Origin of the sequence: Streptomyces sp. NPDC051217, from assembly GCF_044455465.1 — a bacterium.
Lineage (GTDB): Bacteria > Actinomycetota > Actinomycetes > Streptomycetales > Streptomycetaceae > Streptomyces.
Genome location: NZ_JBITEV010000006.1, coordinates 105,885 through 122,631 on the forward strand (window position 1 = coordinate 105,885; position 16,747 = coordinate 122,631).

Annotated in this window: 14 protein-coding genes; 7 read left to right on the plus strand and 7 right to left on the minus strand. The window is 71.7% G+C overall.

The window, feature by feature from the left end:
- The first annotated feature begins 185 nt into the window (after nucleotides 1-185).
- A complete protein-coding gene (locus ACIBBB_RS16045; protein WP_398982258.1) occupies nucleotides 186-1,523 on the plus strand; it encodes an NlpC/P60 family protein in 1,338 nt (445 codons plus the stop codon).
- A gap of 14 nt (nucleotides 1,524-1,537) precedes the next feature.
- Here the strand turns inward: ACIBBB_RS16045 and ACIBBB_RS16050 are convergent, their stop codons facing one another.
- Genes ACIBBB_RS16050 through ACIBBB_RS16070 form a run of 5 tightly spaced genes read right to left on the minus strand, consistent with a single transcriptional unit; the run spans nucleotide 1,538 to nucleotide 7,248 of the window.
- Nucleotides 1,538-2,782 carry a styrene monooxygenase/indole monooxygenase family protein gene (locus tag ACIBBB_RS16050; RefSeq protein ID WP_398982260.1) on the minus strand — a complete coding sequence of 415 codons (1,245 nt, stop codon included), beginning with the start codon at nucleotides 2,780-2,782 and terminating at the stop codon, nucleotides 1,538-1,540.
- 42 nt (nucleotides 2,783-2,824) lie between these two features.
- Entirely contained in the window at nucleotides 2,825-3,466 is a 642-nt protein-coding gene (locus ACIBBB_RS16055; protein WP_398982262.1) for a GTP-binding protein, read from the minus strand.
- On the minus strand, nucleotides 3,447-3,896 hold the full coding sequence (locus ACIBBB_RS16060) for a DUF742 domain-containing protein (protein WP_398982264.1): 450 nt from the start codon (nucleotides 3,894-3,896) through the stop codon (nucleotides 3,447-3,449). Before ACIBBB_RS16060 ends, ACIBBB_RS16055 begins: the two co-directional genes overlap by 20 nt.
- Entirely contained in the window at nucleotides 3,893-4,375 is a 483-nt protein-coding gene (locus tag ACIBBB_RS16065) for a roadblock/LC7 domain-containing protein (protein WP_398982266.1), read from the minus strand. The genes ACIBBB_RS16060 and ACIBBB_RS16065 overlap by 4 nt, the downstream gene beginning before the upstream one ends.
- Nucleotides 4,372-7,248: a nitrate- and nitrite sensing domain-containing protein gene (locus ACIBBB_RS16070; RefSeq protein ID WP_398982770.1), complete on the minus strand. Its 2,877-nt coding sequence runs from the start codon at nucleotides 7,246-7,248 to the stop codon at nucleotides 4,372-4,374. Before ACIBBB_RS16070 ends, ACIBBB_RS16065 begins: the two co-directional genes overlap by 4 nt.
- A 471-nt stretch (nucleotides 7,249-7,719) precedes the next feature.
- On the opposite strand from ACIBBB_RS16070, the gene ACIBBB_RS16075 reads away from it, so the two are divergent.
- The gene (locus ACIBBB_RS16075) at nucleotides 7,720-8,505 is read left to right on the plus strand and encodes a hypothetical protein (protein WP_398982268.1); all 786 of its coding nucleotides are present in this window, start codon (nucleotides 7,720-7,722) and stop codon (nucleotides 8,503-8,505) included.
- 138 nt (nucleotides 8,506-8,643) lie between these two features.
- On the opposite strand, the gene ACIBBB_RS16080 is transcribed toward ACIBBB_RS16075, so the two are convergent.
- The gene (locus ACIBBB_RS16080; protein WP_398982270.1) at nucleotides 8,644-9,138 is read right to left on the minus strand and encodes a MarR family winged helix-turn-helix transcriptional regulator; all 495 of its coding nucleotides are present in this window, start codon (nucleotides 9,136-9,138) and stop codon (nucleotides 8,644-8,646) included.
- Nucleotides 9,139-9,364: 226 nt separating this feature from the next.
- On the opposite strand from ACIBBB_RS16080, the gene ACIBBB_RS16085 reads away from it, so the two are divergent.
- The gene (locus tag ACIBBB_RS16085) at nucleotides 9,365-10,228 is read left to right on the plus strand and encodes a lysozyme (RefSeq protein ID WP_398982272.1); all 864 of its coding nucleotides are present in this window, start codon (nucleotides 9,365-9,367) and stop codon (nucleotides 10,226-10,228) included.
- Nucleotides 10,229-10,296: 68 nt separating this feature from the next.
- On the opposite strand, the gene lon is transcribed toward ACIBBB_RS16085, so the two are convergent.
- On the minus strand, nucleotides 10,297-12,711 hold the full coding sequence (gene lon / locus ACIBBB_RS16090) for an endopeptidase La (RefSeq protein ID WP_398982274.1): 2,415 nt from the start codon (nucleotides 12,709-12,711) through the stop codon (nucleotides 10,297-10,299).
- 174 nt (nucleotides 12,712-12,885) lie between these two features.
- On the opposite strand from lon, the gene ACIBBB_RS16095 reads away from it, so the two are divergent.
- The 4 genes from ACIBBB_RS16095 (at nucleotide 12,886) to ACIBBB_RS16110 (ending at nucleotide 16,645) form a co-directional block, all read left to right on the plus strand.
- On the plus strand, nucleotides 12,886-13,578 hold the full coding sequence (locus ACIBBB_RS16095) for a GNAT family N-acetyltransferase (protein ID WP_398982276.1): 693 nt from the start codon (nucleotides 12,886-12,888) through the stop codon (nucleotides 13,576-13,578).
- Between the two features lie 154 nt (nucleotides 13,579-13,732).
- On the plus strand, nucleotides 13,733-14,491 hold the full coding sequence (locus ACIBBB_RS16100; protein ID WP_398982772.1) for a spermidine synthase: 759 nt from the start codon (nucleotides 13,733-13,735) through the stop codon (nucleotides 14,489-14,491).
- A 109-nt stretch (nucleotides 14,492-14,600) separates the two neighbouring features.
- Nucleotides 14,601-15,338, plus strand: a complete 738-nt coding sequence (locus ACIBBB_RS16105) for a response regulator transcription factor (RefSeq protein ID WP_023538700.1) — start codon at nucleotides 14,601-14,603, stop codon at nucleotides 15,336-15,338.
- Nucleotides 15,339-15,622: 284 nt separating this feature from the next.
- Nucleotides 15,623-16,645: an ATP-binding protein gene (locus tag ACIBBB_RS16110; RefSeq protein WP_242574998.1), complete on the plus strand. Its 1,023-nt coding sequence runs from the start codon at nucleotides 15,623-15,625 to the stop codon at nucleotides 16,643-16,645.
- The last annotated feature ends 102 nt before the right edge of the window (nucleotides 16,646-16,747 follow it).

A 16,747-nucleotide genomic window follows, 5' to 3' on the forward strand; every position in this document is an offset into this window, starting at 1 on the left:
TGGCGGGCCACCACCCCGCCACTCGCTTCAAGCCGCCACGCCGGGGGGCGTCGCATCGGCCCTCCGGGGGTGACGGCGTGCCGCCATGTCGCCCAATTGTGCGGTAAGCACACGAGATCGGGGCAATTGACGCCGCATCATCACCTTGGGGCCGGACAGGCCGTCCCGCAAACGGAGGTGATGAGGTGTCAGGCAGACTTCTGCGGTCGGTCTGTACGGCGGCGCTCGCCGCCCTGGTGGCGGTTCCGTGCGCCGCACCGGCCGGCGCCGAACCCGTTCCGGGCGCCGAACCCGTTCCGGGCGTCGAAGCCGTCCCACGTGCGGAATCCGTTCCGAGTGCGGAATCCGTCCCGGACTCCGGACCCGTCGCCGCTCCCCGCGACGACGGCGCCCCGCGCAGCGTCTCGCAACTCCTCACCGAGCTGCGGAAGCTGTACCGGCTGGCCGAGGAGGCCACCGAGGCGTACAACGCCACCGAGGTGCGGCTCACCGCTCAGCGGGCCAGGGCGAAGAGTGTCGGCACGGGCCTCACCGACGCCCGCCGGGCGCTGGTCCGCGGCCGGGCCCAGGCCGGGCGTCTCGCCCGTCAGCAGTACCAGGGCACCTCCGAACTCTCCTCCTACATTCAGCTGTTGCTTTCCGACGATCCCCAACACGCCTTGGATCAGAGGCATCTGATGGACCGTGCGCAGGGCGACCGGCTGTCGACGATCGCGCGGCTGACCAACGGCGAGAGGCGTGCCGACACCCTCGCCGCCCGGTCCCGGAAGGCGCTCGCCGAGGAGAAGGCGCTCGCCGCGAAGCAGAAGAGGCAGCGCGACTCCGTCCGGGCGAAGCTGGCGGACGTCGAGAAGATGCTCGCCTCGCTCACCGCCGAGCAGATCGCCGCGATCGCCGAGCGCGAGGACGCCGACACGGACAAGGCGCAGGAGAAGCTGATCACTTCCGGCGCGCTCGGCGACGCCGCGCCCCCGACGGAGACGGCGACGGAGACGGCGGCAGGGACGGGGACGGCGGCGGGGACGGCCACGACCGGCGGCGTGAGCGGGAGCCTGCGGGCTCCGTCGGCCGACGGCGACGAGGCGCTGACGTACGCCGTCGACCAGATCGGCAAGCCGTATCTGTGGGGCGCCGAAGGTCCGGAGTCGTACGACTGCTCGGGGCTGACCTCACGGGCCTGGGCGCGCGCCGGGGTGAGCGTGCCCCGTACGAGCCAGGAGCAGTGGGCCGAGCTGCCGCGGGTGAGGCTGAGCGAGCTGCGCCCCGGCGATCTGGTGGTGTACTTCCCGAAGGCCACCCATGTGGCGATCTACCTCGGCGGCGGGAAGGTCGTCCACGCCCCGCGCCCCGGGGGCCGGGTGAAGGTCTCCCCCCTCGCGTCGAATCCGCTGCTCGGCGCCGTACGGCCGGACCCCGGCGCCGGGCCGCTCGACGCGGAGTCGTACGAGCCGCCGGAGCTTCCGGCGGGCGCCACCGCGGGCGACGACACGGGCAACAACTCGGCCACCGCTCCGGCGGGTTGACCGGAGAGGCGGCGTCAGCCGGCCGCGCTCCCGCCGACCTCCGCGAGATAGGCCTTCGTCTTCTCCGCGTCGTAGAAGAAGTTCTCGAAGTCCGCCGGGTCGTCGAAGCCGTTCGCGAACCGGTCGGCGACCGGCTGGAGCCGGCCCGCCGCCTCGAACATGTGCAGTACATGCTCCGGCGGCGGGGCGAGCATCGTGTTCGTCCACCTGGTGGTGTGACGCGCGCTCTCCCAGTGTCGCTCGAACGTCGCCCGCATCCATGCCTCGTCGAACTCCCGGTCGCCGTGCGCCAGGATCGAGTCCAGGTACGAGGCGGCGCACTTGGAGGCCGAGTTGGAGCCCTGCCCGGTGACGGGGTCGTTCGCGACGACGACATCGGCGACACCGAGGACCACTCCGCCGCCCGGCAGCCGCCCCACGGGGTTGCGGACGGTGGGTGTGTAACGGCCGGACAGTGTGGCATTGGCGTCGGTCAGCTCGACCTTCGTGGCCCGCGAGTACTCCCAGGGTGTGAACCGCTCCATCAGCTCCAGCGTCAGCGAGAGATGGTCGGCCGGGTCCGTGATGCCCTGGAAGACGTCGACCGGACCGCCGGGTATGCCCTCCCAGAACAGGATGTCCGCGCGGCCGGTGACGGTCAGCGTCGGCATCACGAACAGCTCGCCGACGCCGGGTACGAGATTGCAGCGGACGGCCTCCAGCTCGGGGTGTTCGGCGCGCGGGCCCAGCCCGTGGACGTACGCGACGGAGAGCATGCGCAGCGGCGTGTCGTACGGGGAGCGGGCGGCGTCCCTGCCGAACATCGCGACCAGTTCGCCCTTGCCGGCCGAGACGAGGACGAGGTCGTACGTACGGGAGAAGTAGTCGAGGTCGGACACGGCCGCACCGTGGATGACGAGCTGACCGCCGCGCTGCGCGAACGTCTCCATCCAGCCGGCCATCTTGACCCGCTGGTCGACGGACTGGGCGATCCCGTCGAGCCTGCCCAGCCAGTCGGTCGCGCGGGAGGAGTCGGGCGCGGCGACGGAGACGCCGAGGCCCTCGACGCGCGGGGCCTGGGACTCCCAGAAGTTGATCCGGAGATCCCGCTCGTGCTGGAGCGCCGTGTGGAACATGCACTGGGTGGACATGACCCGGCCGGACCTGATCTCGTCCGCCGTGCGGTTGGACATCAGGGTGACCTCGTACCCGTGCGCCTGGAGTCCGAGGGCGAGCTGGAGGCCGGACTGTCCGGCACCGACGACGAGTATCTTCCGCATGGCGGGTTCTCCGTATGTTGCTGCCTGCTTGCTGCTGTCGGGCTATTCGGGGGCCGCTTCGAGGGCGTGGCCGACCAGGGCCAGCAGCGTTTCGACGACGGTGATCCGCATGCGCGCGTCCATGGTCATCACGGGCACGTGCTCCGGCACGGACAGCGCCTCCCGTACGTCCCGGACCTCGTACGACTCCGTGCCCTCGAAGTGGTTGACGGCGACGACGTACGGCAGGCCGCGGCTCTCGAAGTAGTCGAGCGCGGGGAAACAGTCGGAGAGCCGACGGGTGTCGGCCAGGACGACGGCGCCGATCGCGCCGCGCACCAGGTCGTCCCAGAGGAACCAGAAGCGCTGCTGCCCGGGGGTGCCGAAGACGTACAGCACGAGGTCGTCGTCGAGCGTGAGCCGGCCGAAGTCCATCACGACGGTGGTGGTCGTCTTCTCCGGGGTGGCGTCAAGGTCGTCGATGTCCTCACCGGCGCTCGTCATCACCGCCTCGGTGCGCAGCGGCCGCACCTCCGAGACGGATCCGACGAAGGTCGTCTTACCGACGCCGAAGCCGCCCGCGACCACGATCTTGGTCGCTATGGGCGCCCTGCTGCGGTCCAACTGCCAGTCGCGCAGACCTTCCTCGGAGGCGTCGTCAGGCATGCCGGACGCCTGCCACACGTCAGAGACGGCGGAGTCCACCCAGCACCCTCTCCAGCAACGCCCGGTCCGGGTGGCCGCTGCCGTGGCCCGTCCCGTACACCCGGATCTTTCCCTGGTCGGCCAGATCGCTCAGCAGCACCCGGACGACTCCCAGCGGCATTTTCAGCAGCGCCGAGATCTCCGCGACGGTCCGCATCCGTGCGCACAGCTCCACGATGGCGCGTGTCTCCGGCATGGTGCGGGGCGCGGCGGCGCCGCTCGGCGGCTCCTTGTGCTCCTCCGACGCCTCCAGGGCGGCGACGAACGTCTCGACCAGCAGCACATGGCCGAAGCGCGTGCGGCCGCCGGTCAGCGAGTACGGCCGTACGCGCGCGGCGCGGCGGTCGGGGATACGCACCGGCAGCCCGCGGGCGCGCGGCCCGCCGCCGGGGAATCCGCGGCCGGATCCGGCCGCGGACACCGATGTCATCGGGCACTCTCCATCGATTTGCGCAGCTCGCCGCGGAGTTCGGGGGTGAGCACATGCCCGGCGCGGCCGACGAACACCGCCATGTGGTACGCCACGACGTGCATGTCGCAGTCGGCCCCGGCGTGCAGGCCGAGCAGTGAACCGTCGCTGATCGACATGACGAAGACGCTGCCCTCCTCCATGGCGACCATGGTGTGCTTCACGCCCCCGCCGTCCATCAGTTCGGCCGCACCGAGGGTGAGACTGCTGATGCCCGAGATGACGGTGGCCAGGTCGGAGCTGGAGCCGCGGGGACTCTCGCTCCCGCCCGCGGCGTCCGCCGCCTCGTGCTGGGCCGGGTCCGAGGAGAGCAGCAGCAGTCCGTCGGAGGAGACGACCGCGACGGAGTGTGCGCCTCGCACCTCCTGCACGAGATTCGTCAACAGCCAGTGGAGATTGCGGGCTTCGCTACTGAGTCCGAATGTTCCGGTCGCCGTCAACTGCGTGCCTCCTCGACAGTTTCCCCCGTCTCGTCCGTCGGTCCTCCGGTCGCCTCCGCCGCGTCGTCCCGCTGCCGCGGTACTGAACTGGTCTGCGCTGGGCCGGTCTGAACCCGGCCGGTCTGCTTCTGCACTTCGGTCTGCTCCAAGAGCTCGGCATCGGCGTCGCGCCTGCCGTCCTTGGCGCCCCGGTGAAAGCCACCGAGCCTGCGGCGCAACGCGTCCGCGTCGACGCTACCCGTCCGGTCGGCCGCTACGACGCCGGGCTTGACGCTTTTGGGGGTGCGCTTCGGGAGTCCCTGGCCGGTGACGGCGTCGGTGGGCGCGTCGGTGGGGGGCTCCTCCTCGTCCGTCCCGTCCGTCCCGTCCGTGTCGTCCGCTTCCTCCGCCTCGCCCGTCCCGGTGGGCTCGTCCTGCCCCTCGTCCGTATCGTCGGCGACGCGCTCGTGCTCCTCGGGACCGATGGCGTACGGGTCGTCGGCGGGCGCCTCGCGGCCCGGCTCCCCGTCCGCCGCCACGAGCGGGTTCCGGCCCGAACGGCCCGGGAGCGCGTTGGAGTTGGCCTCCGCCGCCGATCCCGGCAGCCGCACCTGGGGCGCCGCGCCAGCCGCCGTCGAGCGGTGCGGGCCCGCGACCGGCAGGGACTCCGGGAGCAGGGCCCCCGGCAGTACGACGACCGCCGCGACCCCACCCTGCTGGTGCTCGCGCAGCGTGATCTCGACGCCGTGGCGCGTGGCGAGCAGCGCGGCCATGTGCAGGCCGAGGCCGTCACCCTCGCCGTCGGTGCCGGACGCCCCGGGCTTCCCCGGCTTCCCGGGCTTCCCGGTTTTGGCCGACTGCGGCCGGTGCGCCCGCGGGTCGGCGAGCCGCTCGTTGAGTTCCGCGATCCGCGCCGCCGACATCCCGATGCCCCTGTCCTGCACCGAGAGCGTCACGTCGCCGTTCTCCAGCCGCCAGCCCGAGAGCTCGACCTGGGCGTCGGGCGGCGAGAACGAGGTGGCGTTCTCCAGGAGTTCGGCGACGAGATGGCTGATGTCGTCCGCGGCGAGGCCGTCCAGCTGGGCGCCCGGCGGCAGCGACAGGATGGTGACCCGCTCGTACTTCTCGATCTCGCTGACGGCCGCCCGCAGGACGTCGACGAGCGGCACGGGACCCGCGTAACTCGCGGCCTGTTCATGCCCGGCGAGCACCAGCAGGTTCTCGCTGTGCCGGCGCATGACCGTGGCCAGATGGTCGAGCTGGAAGAGGACGCCGAGCCGGTCCGGGTCCTGCTCGCGCTCCTCCAGGGTCTCGATGACGCCGAGTTGGCGTTCCACGAGGCCGAGCGTGCGCAGCGAGAGAGTGACGAACGTGTGGTGGACGGTGTGCCGCAGCGCTTCCAGCTGTGCGGTGATCTCGGCGGTCCGCTCCTGGAGTTCGGTGCGCTGGTCGGCCATGGCCTGCCGGGCGCCGATCAGTCCGGTGCGGTCGCTGTTGAGCTTGTCGGCGCGCGCGGAGACGTCGAGGAGCTTGGCGTGCAGGCTGTTGATCGACCGTACGACCTGGCCGAACTCGTCGTTGCGGCCGGTGAATCGGACCGGTTCCTCGGTCGCGGGCTCGGAGGCCAGGCGGGCCGCTCCGATGCGTACGACGGCGAGCGGGCGGGTGAGCGTACGCGCGACGGCGGTGGACGCCCCGACGGCGACGATCAGCAGACCGCCGAGGAGCGCGATGCTCACCTCCAGCGAGGTGACCCCGTCGTCGCGCAGCACCTCCAGCCGCTTGAGCTGGGCGGAGCCGATGCCGGACTCGACGCCCCGCATCTGCTCGATACGGCTGGACAGCGACGAGCCGACCTTCTCCTGGTTGGCGTCGCGGTCGCTGTCGGAGAGTTCGGGCCTGTCGGCGAGGCCGGACAGATACTTCTCCGCCGCGGTGACCTCGGGCCCGGTGACCGTCGTGGCCAGGGAGTCGCGCGCCTTGGCGCCCGCCGCCTGGTCGAAGTCGGCGAGGGAGGCGAGTTCATGGACGCGGGCCTGCTGGGCGGCCGCGCTGAGCGCGTCGCGCGTGCGCTCGCTCTCCGCCTTGTCACCGCCGTCGTCGTCGGACTGGACGGGCAGGCCGGTGACGGGGTCGAACCGCGGCTCCGCGCTCTCGGGCTCCGGGACGGCGAGCGCGGCCAGCAGCAGGCCGCGGGTGGCCGACGCCTGCTCCACGGCGCGGCCGAGGGCGGCGGGGGCGCGGGTGCCGTCGGCGGCCCCGGGGGGCGTCTTCTCGGCGACCTCGTCGCTGAGGGCGTGCAGTTTGGCGATGACGTCCGTGTACGCCTGGTACGCCTCCAGGGCGGTGCCCTTGCCGGTGAGGGCCGTACGGCGGATGGACGGGACGGTGGAGAGGTCCCTGCGCAGGCCGGTGGAGGCGACGGCGTCGATCTCGTCGATCTGCCGGTCGACGCGGGTGGCGGGGGCGGCGCCGGGCGCGCTGTCGGTCTCGTCGCCCTCCTCGGCCTTCGCGTCGTCGCTCTCCGCCTCCTGGCGGCCTCCGGCGATGTGCACGACGACCTCGTCCCGCTCGTCGGCGAGCGAGTGGGCCAGGACGGCCGTCTGCCGGTTCAGCTCGGCGAGGGTGACCAGGCTCTGGGCGTCGTTCAGTTCGGAGGAGGCGCTCAGGACGGCGGGCATGCCCGCCGCCACGACGGTGACGCCGACGACGGCGACCGCGGCGACGAGCCGGGTGCGTACCCGTACGGGCCGTCCCGCGGGACTCCCGGGCACGTCCACTCCGGCGGAATCGGGCGTCCCCGCCTTACGGGGCGCCGCCGGCTTACGGGGCTCCACCGAGCCCTGGGACCCGCCGCGCGTGCCGCCCTTGCCCCGAGGCCGCTTCTTCTGCACCGGTGCTCGCATTCTCGACTCGTCCGCCCATGAAGCGGAGGTGACGTCCGGTCAGATCCGGATAACCCCTCCACCCCTGGCACGGCTTCCGACCATTCCAGCGTTTCTCGGAGGGGGCGCGTATCGGCCGCTCCGCCACCTGAACGAGTGAACATCAAGGAGGAGTTGGCGAACAACTCGCGCGGGCGCGCGTCACGGACACGCACGGTGGGGCGGTTGGAACTTACGCGTGAGCTTTGGCAGGATGCCGGGCCGCGCCGTCGCGGAGCCGACCGCTCCGGGCCACTCGGGGGCGGGGCTCCGGCGCTTCGCGCGGACGGTACGCCGAGGTGCGTCGCGGCACCCGGCGACACCGCCGTCACCGTGTGTTTGCCCCGATACGTCACCGGCCTGTCGGAGCACACGGAAGACGCGCGGACGCGGCGCGGACGCCAGGCGGAGCCGCGCGGGGTCTGGGGCAGACTTGGGTCCATGCGCATCGACATCGCCACCGCCCCCGGCAGCCACCCACGCCCGAACGAGGACTGGACCGCCGTGGCCACGCCCTCGGCGGGCAGCGGCGGCACGCTGATCGCGCTGGACGGCGTGACGCCTCCGCGGGAGGGTGGCGACGGCTGTGTGCACGGCGTGCCGTGGTTCACCTCGCGACTGGGCGGTGCGCTGACCGAACTGTCCGCTTCCCGGCGGGAGATGCCCCTCGCCGACGTGCTCGGGGAGTCGATCCGGCGTACGGCAGACGCCCACCGGGACACCTGTGACCTTTCTCACCCCCGAACGCCTCAGGCGACCGTCGTCATGGTGCGCTGGGACGCGGGGACGGTCGAGCATCTCGTCCTCTCGGACTCGACCCTCCTCCTGGAGTCGCCGGCCGGCGAGGTACGGGCCGTCGTGGACGACCGGCTGGACCGCATCCCGCGCGCCGTCCGCCGCCAGGCCGCCGCGACGGACGCGCTGCGCAACGCGGAGGGCGGCTTCTTCACCGCGGCCGTCGACCCGGGCGTGGCGGCGAAGGCCGTCACGGGGCGTACGCCCGCCTCGGAGGTACGCGCCCTGGTGGCCCTCACCGACGGCGCGGCGCGCTGGGTCGAGGTGTTCGGGGAGGGCGACTGGGCGGACTGTCTGGCGCTTGTCAGGAAGAGCGGCCCGCAGGAGCTGATCGACCGGGTCCGGGCGGCGGAGTCCGCGGACCCGGACGGGGCGGCCTTCCGGCGGGGCAAGGCGTACGACGACGCGACCGTCGTGTACGTGGAGCCGTAGGAGCCGGGAACCCCCGCCCCCGCCCCCGCCCCGCCCCATCCCGCGGCGTCGGACTCGCTCAGCTCGCCGCGCGGGCGTTCAGCTCGCCGCGCGGGCGTTCAGCTCGCCGCGCGGGCGTTCAGCTCGCCGCGCGGGCGTTCAGCTCGCCGCGCGGGCGTTCAACTGGTGCAGCAGCCGCGCCAGTTCGGCGACCTCCGCCCGGTTCCAGTCCGCGAGCTTGCGCACGTACCGCTCGCGCCGGGCGTCCCGCACCCGCCGGAAGCGTGCGAGACCCTCGGCCGTGAGCCGGACCAGCGAGGCGCGCCCGTCGGCGGGGTCGGGCTCCCGCGTCACCAGTCCGAGCCCTTCCAGCGCGTGCAGTTGACGGCTCATCGTCGCCTTGCCGACGCCGAAATAGACGGCGAGATCGGTGGCCCGCTGCTGGCCGGTCTCCTCCAGCCGTACGAGAAGTCCGTAGGCGGCCGGCTCCAGTTCGGGGTGGACCTCGCGGGCCATTTCTCCGGAATTGGCTCTCGCGCGCCGCAGAAAGACGGCCAACTCCCGCTCCAGCGCCAGGAATTCGCTGTCGACATCACTTTTCCCGGCCGGTTCGGGTTCATTCTCCGTACTGTCTCCGTACACGTCAGCACCCATAACACCCATCGCGAGCTTTCCCGCTCCTGAAAGTTTTCCGCCGCCGGGACCCACTGCCCCAGCTCGGTCATTATTTCGCAGGTTTATACCAACGGCGGCGGCCTGAGACCCTTCCCCCGCTCCGTTCCACCCGCGTAGCGTCCTCCGCAGCGCAGTGTTGACATGTCCACACCATGACAGGTCGACACGTCATGAGCTCCCCCCAACCGTTCTCGGAGGCACGAACATGTCCGTGCGCAGATCCAGAACACCGGGCCGCCGCCTCACCCCGGCCGGCGTCCTCCTCGCGGCTCTCGCTCTTCTCTTCACCCTGCCGGGCGCGGCGAGCGCCGACGGGACCCCCCGCACCCAGGACACCCCCCAACGAGGCTCGGCCCACATGGGTATGGGCGTCATCGAACACGACGGGCAGGGCGGCGGCCCGCCGCCCGCCGGAAACCGCGCCGTGCAGACCGAGGGCGTCGACGTCTCCAGCCATCAGGGGAACGTCAGCTGGGGCTCCCTGTGGAGCAGCGGCGTCAAGTGGGCCTACGTGAAGGCCACCGAAGGCAACTACTACAAGAACCCGTACTTCGCGCAGCAGTACAACGGTTCGTACAACATCGGCATGATCCGTGGCGCGTACCACTTCGCCACCCCCAACGACTCCAGCGGCGCCAACCAGGCCAACTACTTCGTCGACGGTGGCGGCGGCTGGTCGCGTGACGGCAAGACCCTGCCGGGTGTGCTGGACATCGAGTGGAATCCGTACGGCGCCGCCTGCTACGGCAAGACGCAGGCGCAGATGGTCGCCTGGATCCGCGAGTTCCTGAACACGTACAAGTCACGCACCGGCCGTGACGCCGTGATCTACACGGCCACCAGCTGGTGGACCCAGTGCACCGGCAACTACAGCGGCTTCGGCTCCACGAACCCGCTCTGGGTGGCCCGCTACAACTCCACGGTGGGTCAGCTCCCGGCCGGCTGGGGCGTCTACACGATGTGGCAGTACACCTCCACGGGCCCGATCGTGGGTGACCACAACAGGTTCAACGGCGCGCTCGACCGTGTCGTGGCCCTCGCGAACGGCTCAGGCGACGCCGGCGCGTGAACGAGGTGGGCCCCCGGCACTCGGTGCCGGGGGCCCACTCCTTTTTCCGTTGTTTCCGGTCTTCGCCGTTACGCGGCGACCGGGATCTCCGTCGTGGCGGCCGTCGCCGACGAGAGCGCGATCTCCAGAACCTGGCGTACATCCGTCACCGGGTGGACCTCCAGCTTCTCCAGGATCTCGGCGGGGACGTCGTCCAGGTCCGCCTCGTTCCGCTTCGGGATCACGACGGTCGTGATGCCCGCGCGGTGTGCGGCCAGCAGCTTCTGCTTCAGACCGCCGATGGGCAGGACACGTCCGGTCAGCGAGACCTCGCCGGTCATGGCGACATCCGTACGGACCTGGCGTCCGCTCAGCAGCGAGGCGAGCGCCGTCGTCATCGTGATTCCCGCGCTCGGGCCGTCCTTCGGCACCGCGCCGGCCGGGAAGTGGATGTGCACGCCCCGGTCCTTCAGGTCCGCGACGGGCAGCTCCAGCTCCGCGCCGTGCGAGCGCAGGAAGGAGAGCGCGATCTGCGCCGACTCCTTCATGACGTCGCCCAGCTGACCGGTCAGGGTGAGACCCGAACCGCCCGTCTCCGGGTCGGCCAGCGACGCCTCCACGAAGAGGACGTCCCCGCCCGCGCCGGTGACGGCGAGGCCGGTGGCCACACCCGGTACCGCGGTGCGGCGCTCGGCCGGGTCCTGGGCGGACTCGGGCACATGGTGCGGCCGGCCGATGAGGCCGCGCAGATCGCCGTCTCCTACGGAGAAGGGCAGCTGACGCTCGCCCAGCTCGTGCTGTGCGGCGACCTTGCGGAGCAGTCTGGCGATGGAGCGTTCGAGGTTGCGTACGCCCGCTTCGCGGGTGTACTCGCCCGCCAGCTTGCGCAGCGCCTCGTCCTCCAGCGTGACCTCGCCGGTCTCCAGACCGGCCCGCTCCAGCTGCCGGGGCAGCAGGTGGTCGCGTGCGATGACGACCTTCTCGTCCTCGGTGTAGCCGTCGAGACGGACCAGCTCCATCCGGTCGAGCAGTGCCTCGGGGATGGACTCCAGGACGTTCGCGGTGGCGAGGAAGACCACGTCGGAGAGGTCGAGTTCGACCTCAAGGTAGTGGTCGCGGAAGGTGTGGTTCTGCGCCGGGTCGAGGACTTCGAGGAGGGCGGCGGCCGGGTCGCCCCGGTAGTCGGAGCCGACCTTGTCGATCTCGTCGAGCAGGACGACCGGGTTCATCGAACCGGCCTCCTTGATCGCCCGGACGATGCGGCCCGGAAGCGCGCCCACGTACGTACGTCGGTGGCCGCGGATCTCCGCCTCGTCCCTGACACCGCCGAGCGCGACGCGGACGAAGGAACGTCCCATGGCGTGCGCGACGGATTCGCCGAGCGAGGTCTTGCCGACGCCGGGCGGACCGACGAGGGCGAGGACGGCGCCGCCGCGGCGGCCTCCTACGACACCCAGGCCGCGGTCGTTACGGCGCTTGCGGACGGCCAGGTACTCCGTGATCCGTTCCTTCACGTCGTCCAGGCCGGCGTGCTCGGCGTCGAGGACGCGCTGGGCGCCCCGGATGTCGTACGCGTCCTGTGACCGCTCGTTCCACGGCAGTTCGAGGACGGTGTCCAGCCAGGTGCGGATCCACGAGCCCTCGGGGCTCTGGTCGGACGACCGCTCCAGCTTGTCGACCTCCTTGAGCGCCGCCTCACGGACGTGCTCGGGCAGATCCGCTGCTTCCACGCGGGTCCGGTAGTCGTCGGACTCGTCGGCGGCGTCGCCGTTGAGCTCGGACAGCTCCTTGCGTACGGCGTCGAGCTGGCGCCGCAGCAGGAACTCGCGCTGCTGCTTGTCGACGCCCTCCTGGACGTCCTTGGCGATGGACTCGGCGACGTCCTGCTCGGCGAAGTGCTCGCGGAGCTGGTCGGTCGCCATCTTCAGACGCGCCACCGGGTCGGCGGTCTCCAGCAGCTCGACCTTCTGGGCGGTGCTGAGGAACGGCGAGTAGCCGGCGTTGTCGGCGAGCTGCGAGACGTCTTCGATCTGCTGGACACGGTCCACGACCTGCCAGGCGCCGCGCTTCTTCAGCCAGTCGGTGGCGAGAGCCTTGTATTCCTTGATCAGTTCGGTGACGGAACCGGGCAGCGGGTCGGGCACGGTCTCGTCGACGTGCAGACCCTCGACCCACAGGGCCCGGCCGGGCCCGGTCGTACCGGCGCCGATCCTGACGCGGCCCCTGCCGCGGATCAGGGCGCCGGGGTCGCCGTCGGAGAGCCTGCCGACCTGCTCGACGGTCCCGAGGACGCCTGTCCCCGCGTATGCCCCGTCGAGGCGCGGCACGAGCAGCACCTTCGGCTTTCCCCCGTCGGAGTCGTCGCGGGCGGCCGCCTGGGCGGCCTCTACGGCGGCGCGTACTTCGGTGTCGGACAGGTCCAGGGGCACCACCATCCCGGGCAGCACGACCTCGTCGTCGAGCGGCAGCACGGGCAGGGTGAGCGGTGTGGACGTGACAGCCATGGTCTCCCCTTCGGCAGTTCAAAAAGTTGAGCTATGCAGACTCAATGCTTGTGAGCCTCGGGTTGTTCCCCGATACCTCGGGAGGGTGTTCGCTCTGAGCGATCCCGGCTCCCGGAACCCCTTCGTTCAGAAAGGCCCTCGTGAAAGAACAGCGACATGCGCTGTAATGTTCCAATGGGCACTTCAACCATTACATCGGCATGGGTGGCGGGCTGGGCCGTCTCCCGCTCGACACCGGCACCGGTCGTGGAGCCGTGGGGCTATCGCATCGACGTCGGCCTGTCCGGCCATGTGTTCCGGCACGTACTTCCCGAGCCCGACGAGCCCTCCGTAAGGAAGCTCTGCGAAACCGTCACCGAGCCCGGCGCCTGGCTGAAGGTGCCCGCTCCGCCGGAGCGGGTGGCCGAGTGGATCACGCCGGGGTGGACGGTGCCGGACGACCCCGGCTTCATGACGTTCCGGGAGCCGCGCCCCTCGGCCGTGCCGGTCCCGCCCGACGGCTACACCGTGCGGACCGAGACCCGTGGCGGCCTCTTCCTGGTGCGGGTGGCCGCTCCCGACGGCTCTCCCGCCGCACGCGGCCAGGTCGCCACGACAGGTGAGGGCGCGACCCGTGACTCCGCGACCCATGTGGGCGCGGCACGCGCCGGCGCGACAGCCGTCGTCGACCAGGTCGAGACCTGGCCGCACCACCGCAGGCGCGGCCTCGGCCGCCTGGTGATGCGTACCCTCGAAACGGCCGCCGCCGAGGCGGGCGCCACCACCGGTGTCCTCTCCGCCACCAGGGACGGCCTACCGCTCTACACCTCGCTGGGCTGGCGGCTCCAGGGCCCGCTGACGGGCGTGGTCCGCGGGACGGACGGATGACGCGCCCGGTTCCGCCGCGCCCGTGCACGACTGCCCGCGCCGCCCCCGGGCATACGCCCGATGAACCGGTTTGTCGTCGCCGCGCCCATCCCGCGAGGATGGCGTCGGCCCCGGTCAGCCACAGAACTGAGGAGACATCCCCGTGCCCGACCCCATGTCCGAAGCGACCCACGACCGCCCCGTCACCCTGGACCGGCGCGACGGCCCGTACGGCGAGGTCGTCCTGCGGCGGCGGCCCGGCGGCGACGGCCGGGGCGCCGGCACCGGTGACGGTGGTGACATCCACGAGATCATCGCCAACGGCACCTTCCTGATGGACACCTCCGACGGCCGCTCCGAGCGCCTGCTGATCGACGCCGCGCAGGCCGCCCTCGCCCCCGACCGGCGCGACGGCCTGCCGTCCCTCCTCATCGGCGGCCTCGGCGTCGGCTTCTCCCTCGCGCACGCCGCCGACGACGAGCGCTGGGGCCGGATCGTGGTGGTCGAGCGCGAGCAGGCGGTCATCGACTGGCACCACGAGGGACCGCTCGCCCGGATCTCCGGCGCGGCGCTCGGCGACCCGCGCACTGTGATCCTCCACACCGATCTGGTCGACTACATCCGTACGCAGACGGAGGCCGCGGAAGGCGACGACCAGCCCCTCGACCGTTACGACGCGCTCTGCCTGGACATCGACAACGGACCCGGCTGGACCGTCACGGAAGAGAACGCGAGCCTTTACACGCCCGGCGGACTGGCCGCCTGCCTGGCCCGGCTCAACCCGGGCGGAGTCCTCGCCGTCTGGTCCGCACAGCCCTCGCTCGCGTTCGAGGACGCTCTGCGGAATGCCGGTTTCACCGGGGTTAGGACGGAAGAGATCCAAGTTGCCCGGGGAGTGCCTGACGTGGTCCATCTCGGCATTCGCCCTGCGTAGCCGGGACCCCTCCGGTGCCTCTACGCTGCTCCCCACACACGGGATCCACATCCTCACGAAGTTTGTGGATCGAGGAACACGGATCGCGGAACGTACCAGGGGCGGGGCGATGGAGCAGACACACACCAGCCAGAACGGGGTCGCGGCCACACCCGGCGCGCAGCGCCGGGTGCTCGTGGTCGAGGACGACGCGACGATCGTGGACGCCATCGCGGCCCGGCTGCGTGCCGAGGGCTTCGTCGTCCAGACGGCTGTCGACGGCCCTGCCGCCGTCGACGCCGCCGAGGCCTGGCAGCCCGATCTGATGGTGCTCGACGTGATGCTGCCCGGCTTCGACGGTCTGGAGGTCTGCCGCCGTGTCCAGGCGCAGCGTCCGGTGCCGGTGCTGATGCTGACGGCGCGCGACGACGAGACCGACATGCTCGTGGGGCTCGGTGTCGGGGCCGACGACTACATGACCAAGCCGTTCTCGATGCGGGAGCTGGCGGCCCGGGTGCATGTGCTGCTGCGAAGGGTGGAACGCGCGGCGCTGGCCGCCGTGACACCACGCAGCGGCATCCTGCGCCTCGGCGAGCTGGAGATCGACCACGCGCAGCGCCGGGTGCGGGTGCGCGGCGAGGACGTACATCTGACGCCCACCGAGTTCGACCTGCTGGTCTGCCTGGCGAACACGCCACGCGCGGTGCTCTCGCGCGAGCAGCTGCTGGCCGAGGTGTGGGACTGGGCGGACGCCTCCGGCACCCGCACGGTCGACAGCCACATCAAGGCGCTGCGCCGGAAGATCGGCGCCGAGCGGATCCGTACGGTGCACGGCGTGGGGTACGCCCTGGAGACACCGGCGCCATGAGCCGGTCGCCGGGCGGCAGAGGCGAGCAGGACGAGGGTCCGGCGCGGTCCGGCCGCGCGGGCCGCTCGCCCCGCGTCCCGCGCCCCGGGCGCACGTCCCGTCCGTCCCTTACGGGCGCGGCCCGGCCGGCCAGGGCCGGGAGCAGGGGCGGCTCGCCGCGCCACGACCCGTCCGGCCACGGTCCCGCGCGGAAGGGCCCGGCCCGGATCAGATCCGGGCACGGCGCCCTCGGCGGCCCCGACGGCGGCGGTCTGCGGCCGTTCTCGATCAAGACGAAGCTCGGCATGCTCGTCGTGGTCTCCGTGCTCATCACCACGGGCCTGCTGATGGTGGCCCTGCGCACCGAGACGGAGCTGCGCTTCATCACGGTCTTCTCGATGATCGCGACGCTGCTGATCACGCAGTTCGTGGCCCACGGGCTGACCGCGCCGCTGGACGAGATGAACACCGTCGCGAAGGGCATCTCGCACGGTGACTACACCCGGCGGGTCAGCGGCGCCGACCGCCGTGACGAACTGGGCGACCTGGCCTCCACCATCAACCGGATGGCGGACGACCTGGAGGCCGTCGACCGGCACCGCAAGGAACTGGTCGCGAACGTCTCGCACGAGCTGCGCACGCCGATCGCCGCGCTGCGCGCCGTGCTGGAGAACGTGGTGGACGGTGTGTCCGCCGCCGACCCGGAGACGATGCGTACGGCGCTGAAGCAGACCGAGCGCCTGGGCAGACTGGTCGAGACGCTGCTGGACCTCTCCCGGCTCGACAACGGTGTGCTGCCGCTCAAGGCACGGCGCTTCGAGGTGTGGCCGTATCTGTCCGGGGTCCTGAAGGAGGCCAATCTCGCCGCCTCGCAGCGCGGCCTCAGCTCGGGCTCGGGCAATCACACCCGTACGGACGTCCATCTGCATCTGGATGTGTCGCCGCCGGAGCTGACGGCGCACGCGGACGCGGAGCGGCTGCACCAGGTGGTGGCCAATCTCATCGACAACGCGGTCAAACACAGCCCGCCGCACGGCCGGGTGACGGTACGGGCCCGGCGCGGGCACGGGCCGGAGTCGCTGGATCTGGAGATCCAGGACGAGGGGCCCGGCATTCCGGAGCCGGAGCGCCACCGGGTCTTCGAGCGCTTCAACCGCGGCAGCTCCCCCTCGCCGCACGGGCCGGGCAGCGACGGCGGTACGGGACTGGGGCTGGCGATCGCGAGCTGGGCGGTGGATCTGCACGGCGGACGCATCGGGGTGGCCGAATCCGTACGGGGGTGCCTCATCCAGGTGACACTTCCGGGAATACCTCGGGCGCGGGGTTGACGTAGGGTTCGAGCCGGAGGCACCGGAAGCGCCCGTTCCCCCGGGTGTTCGTCGGGCGCCGCCGAAGCGGACCCTGTTCAGGGGCCGAAAAGGCGTGTGAGC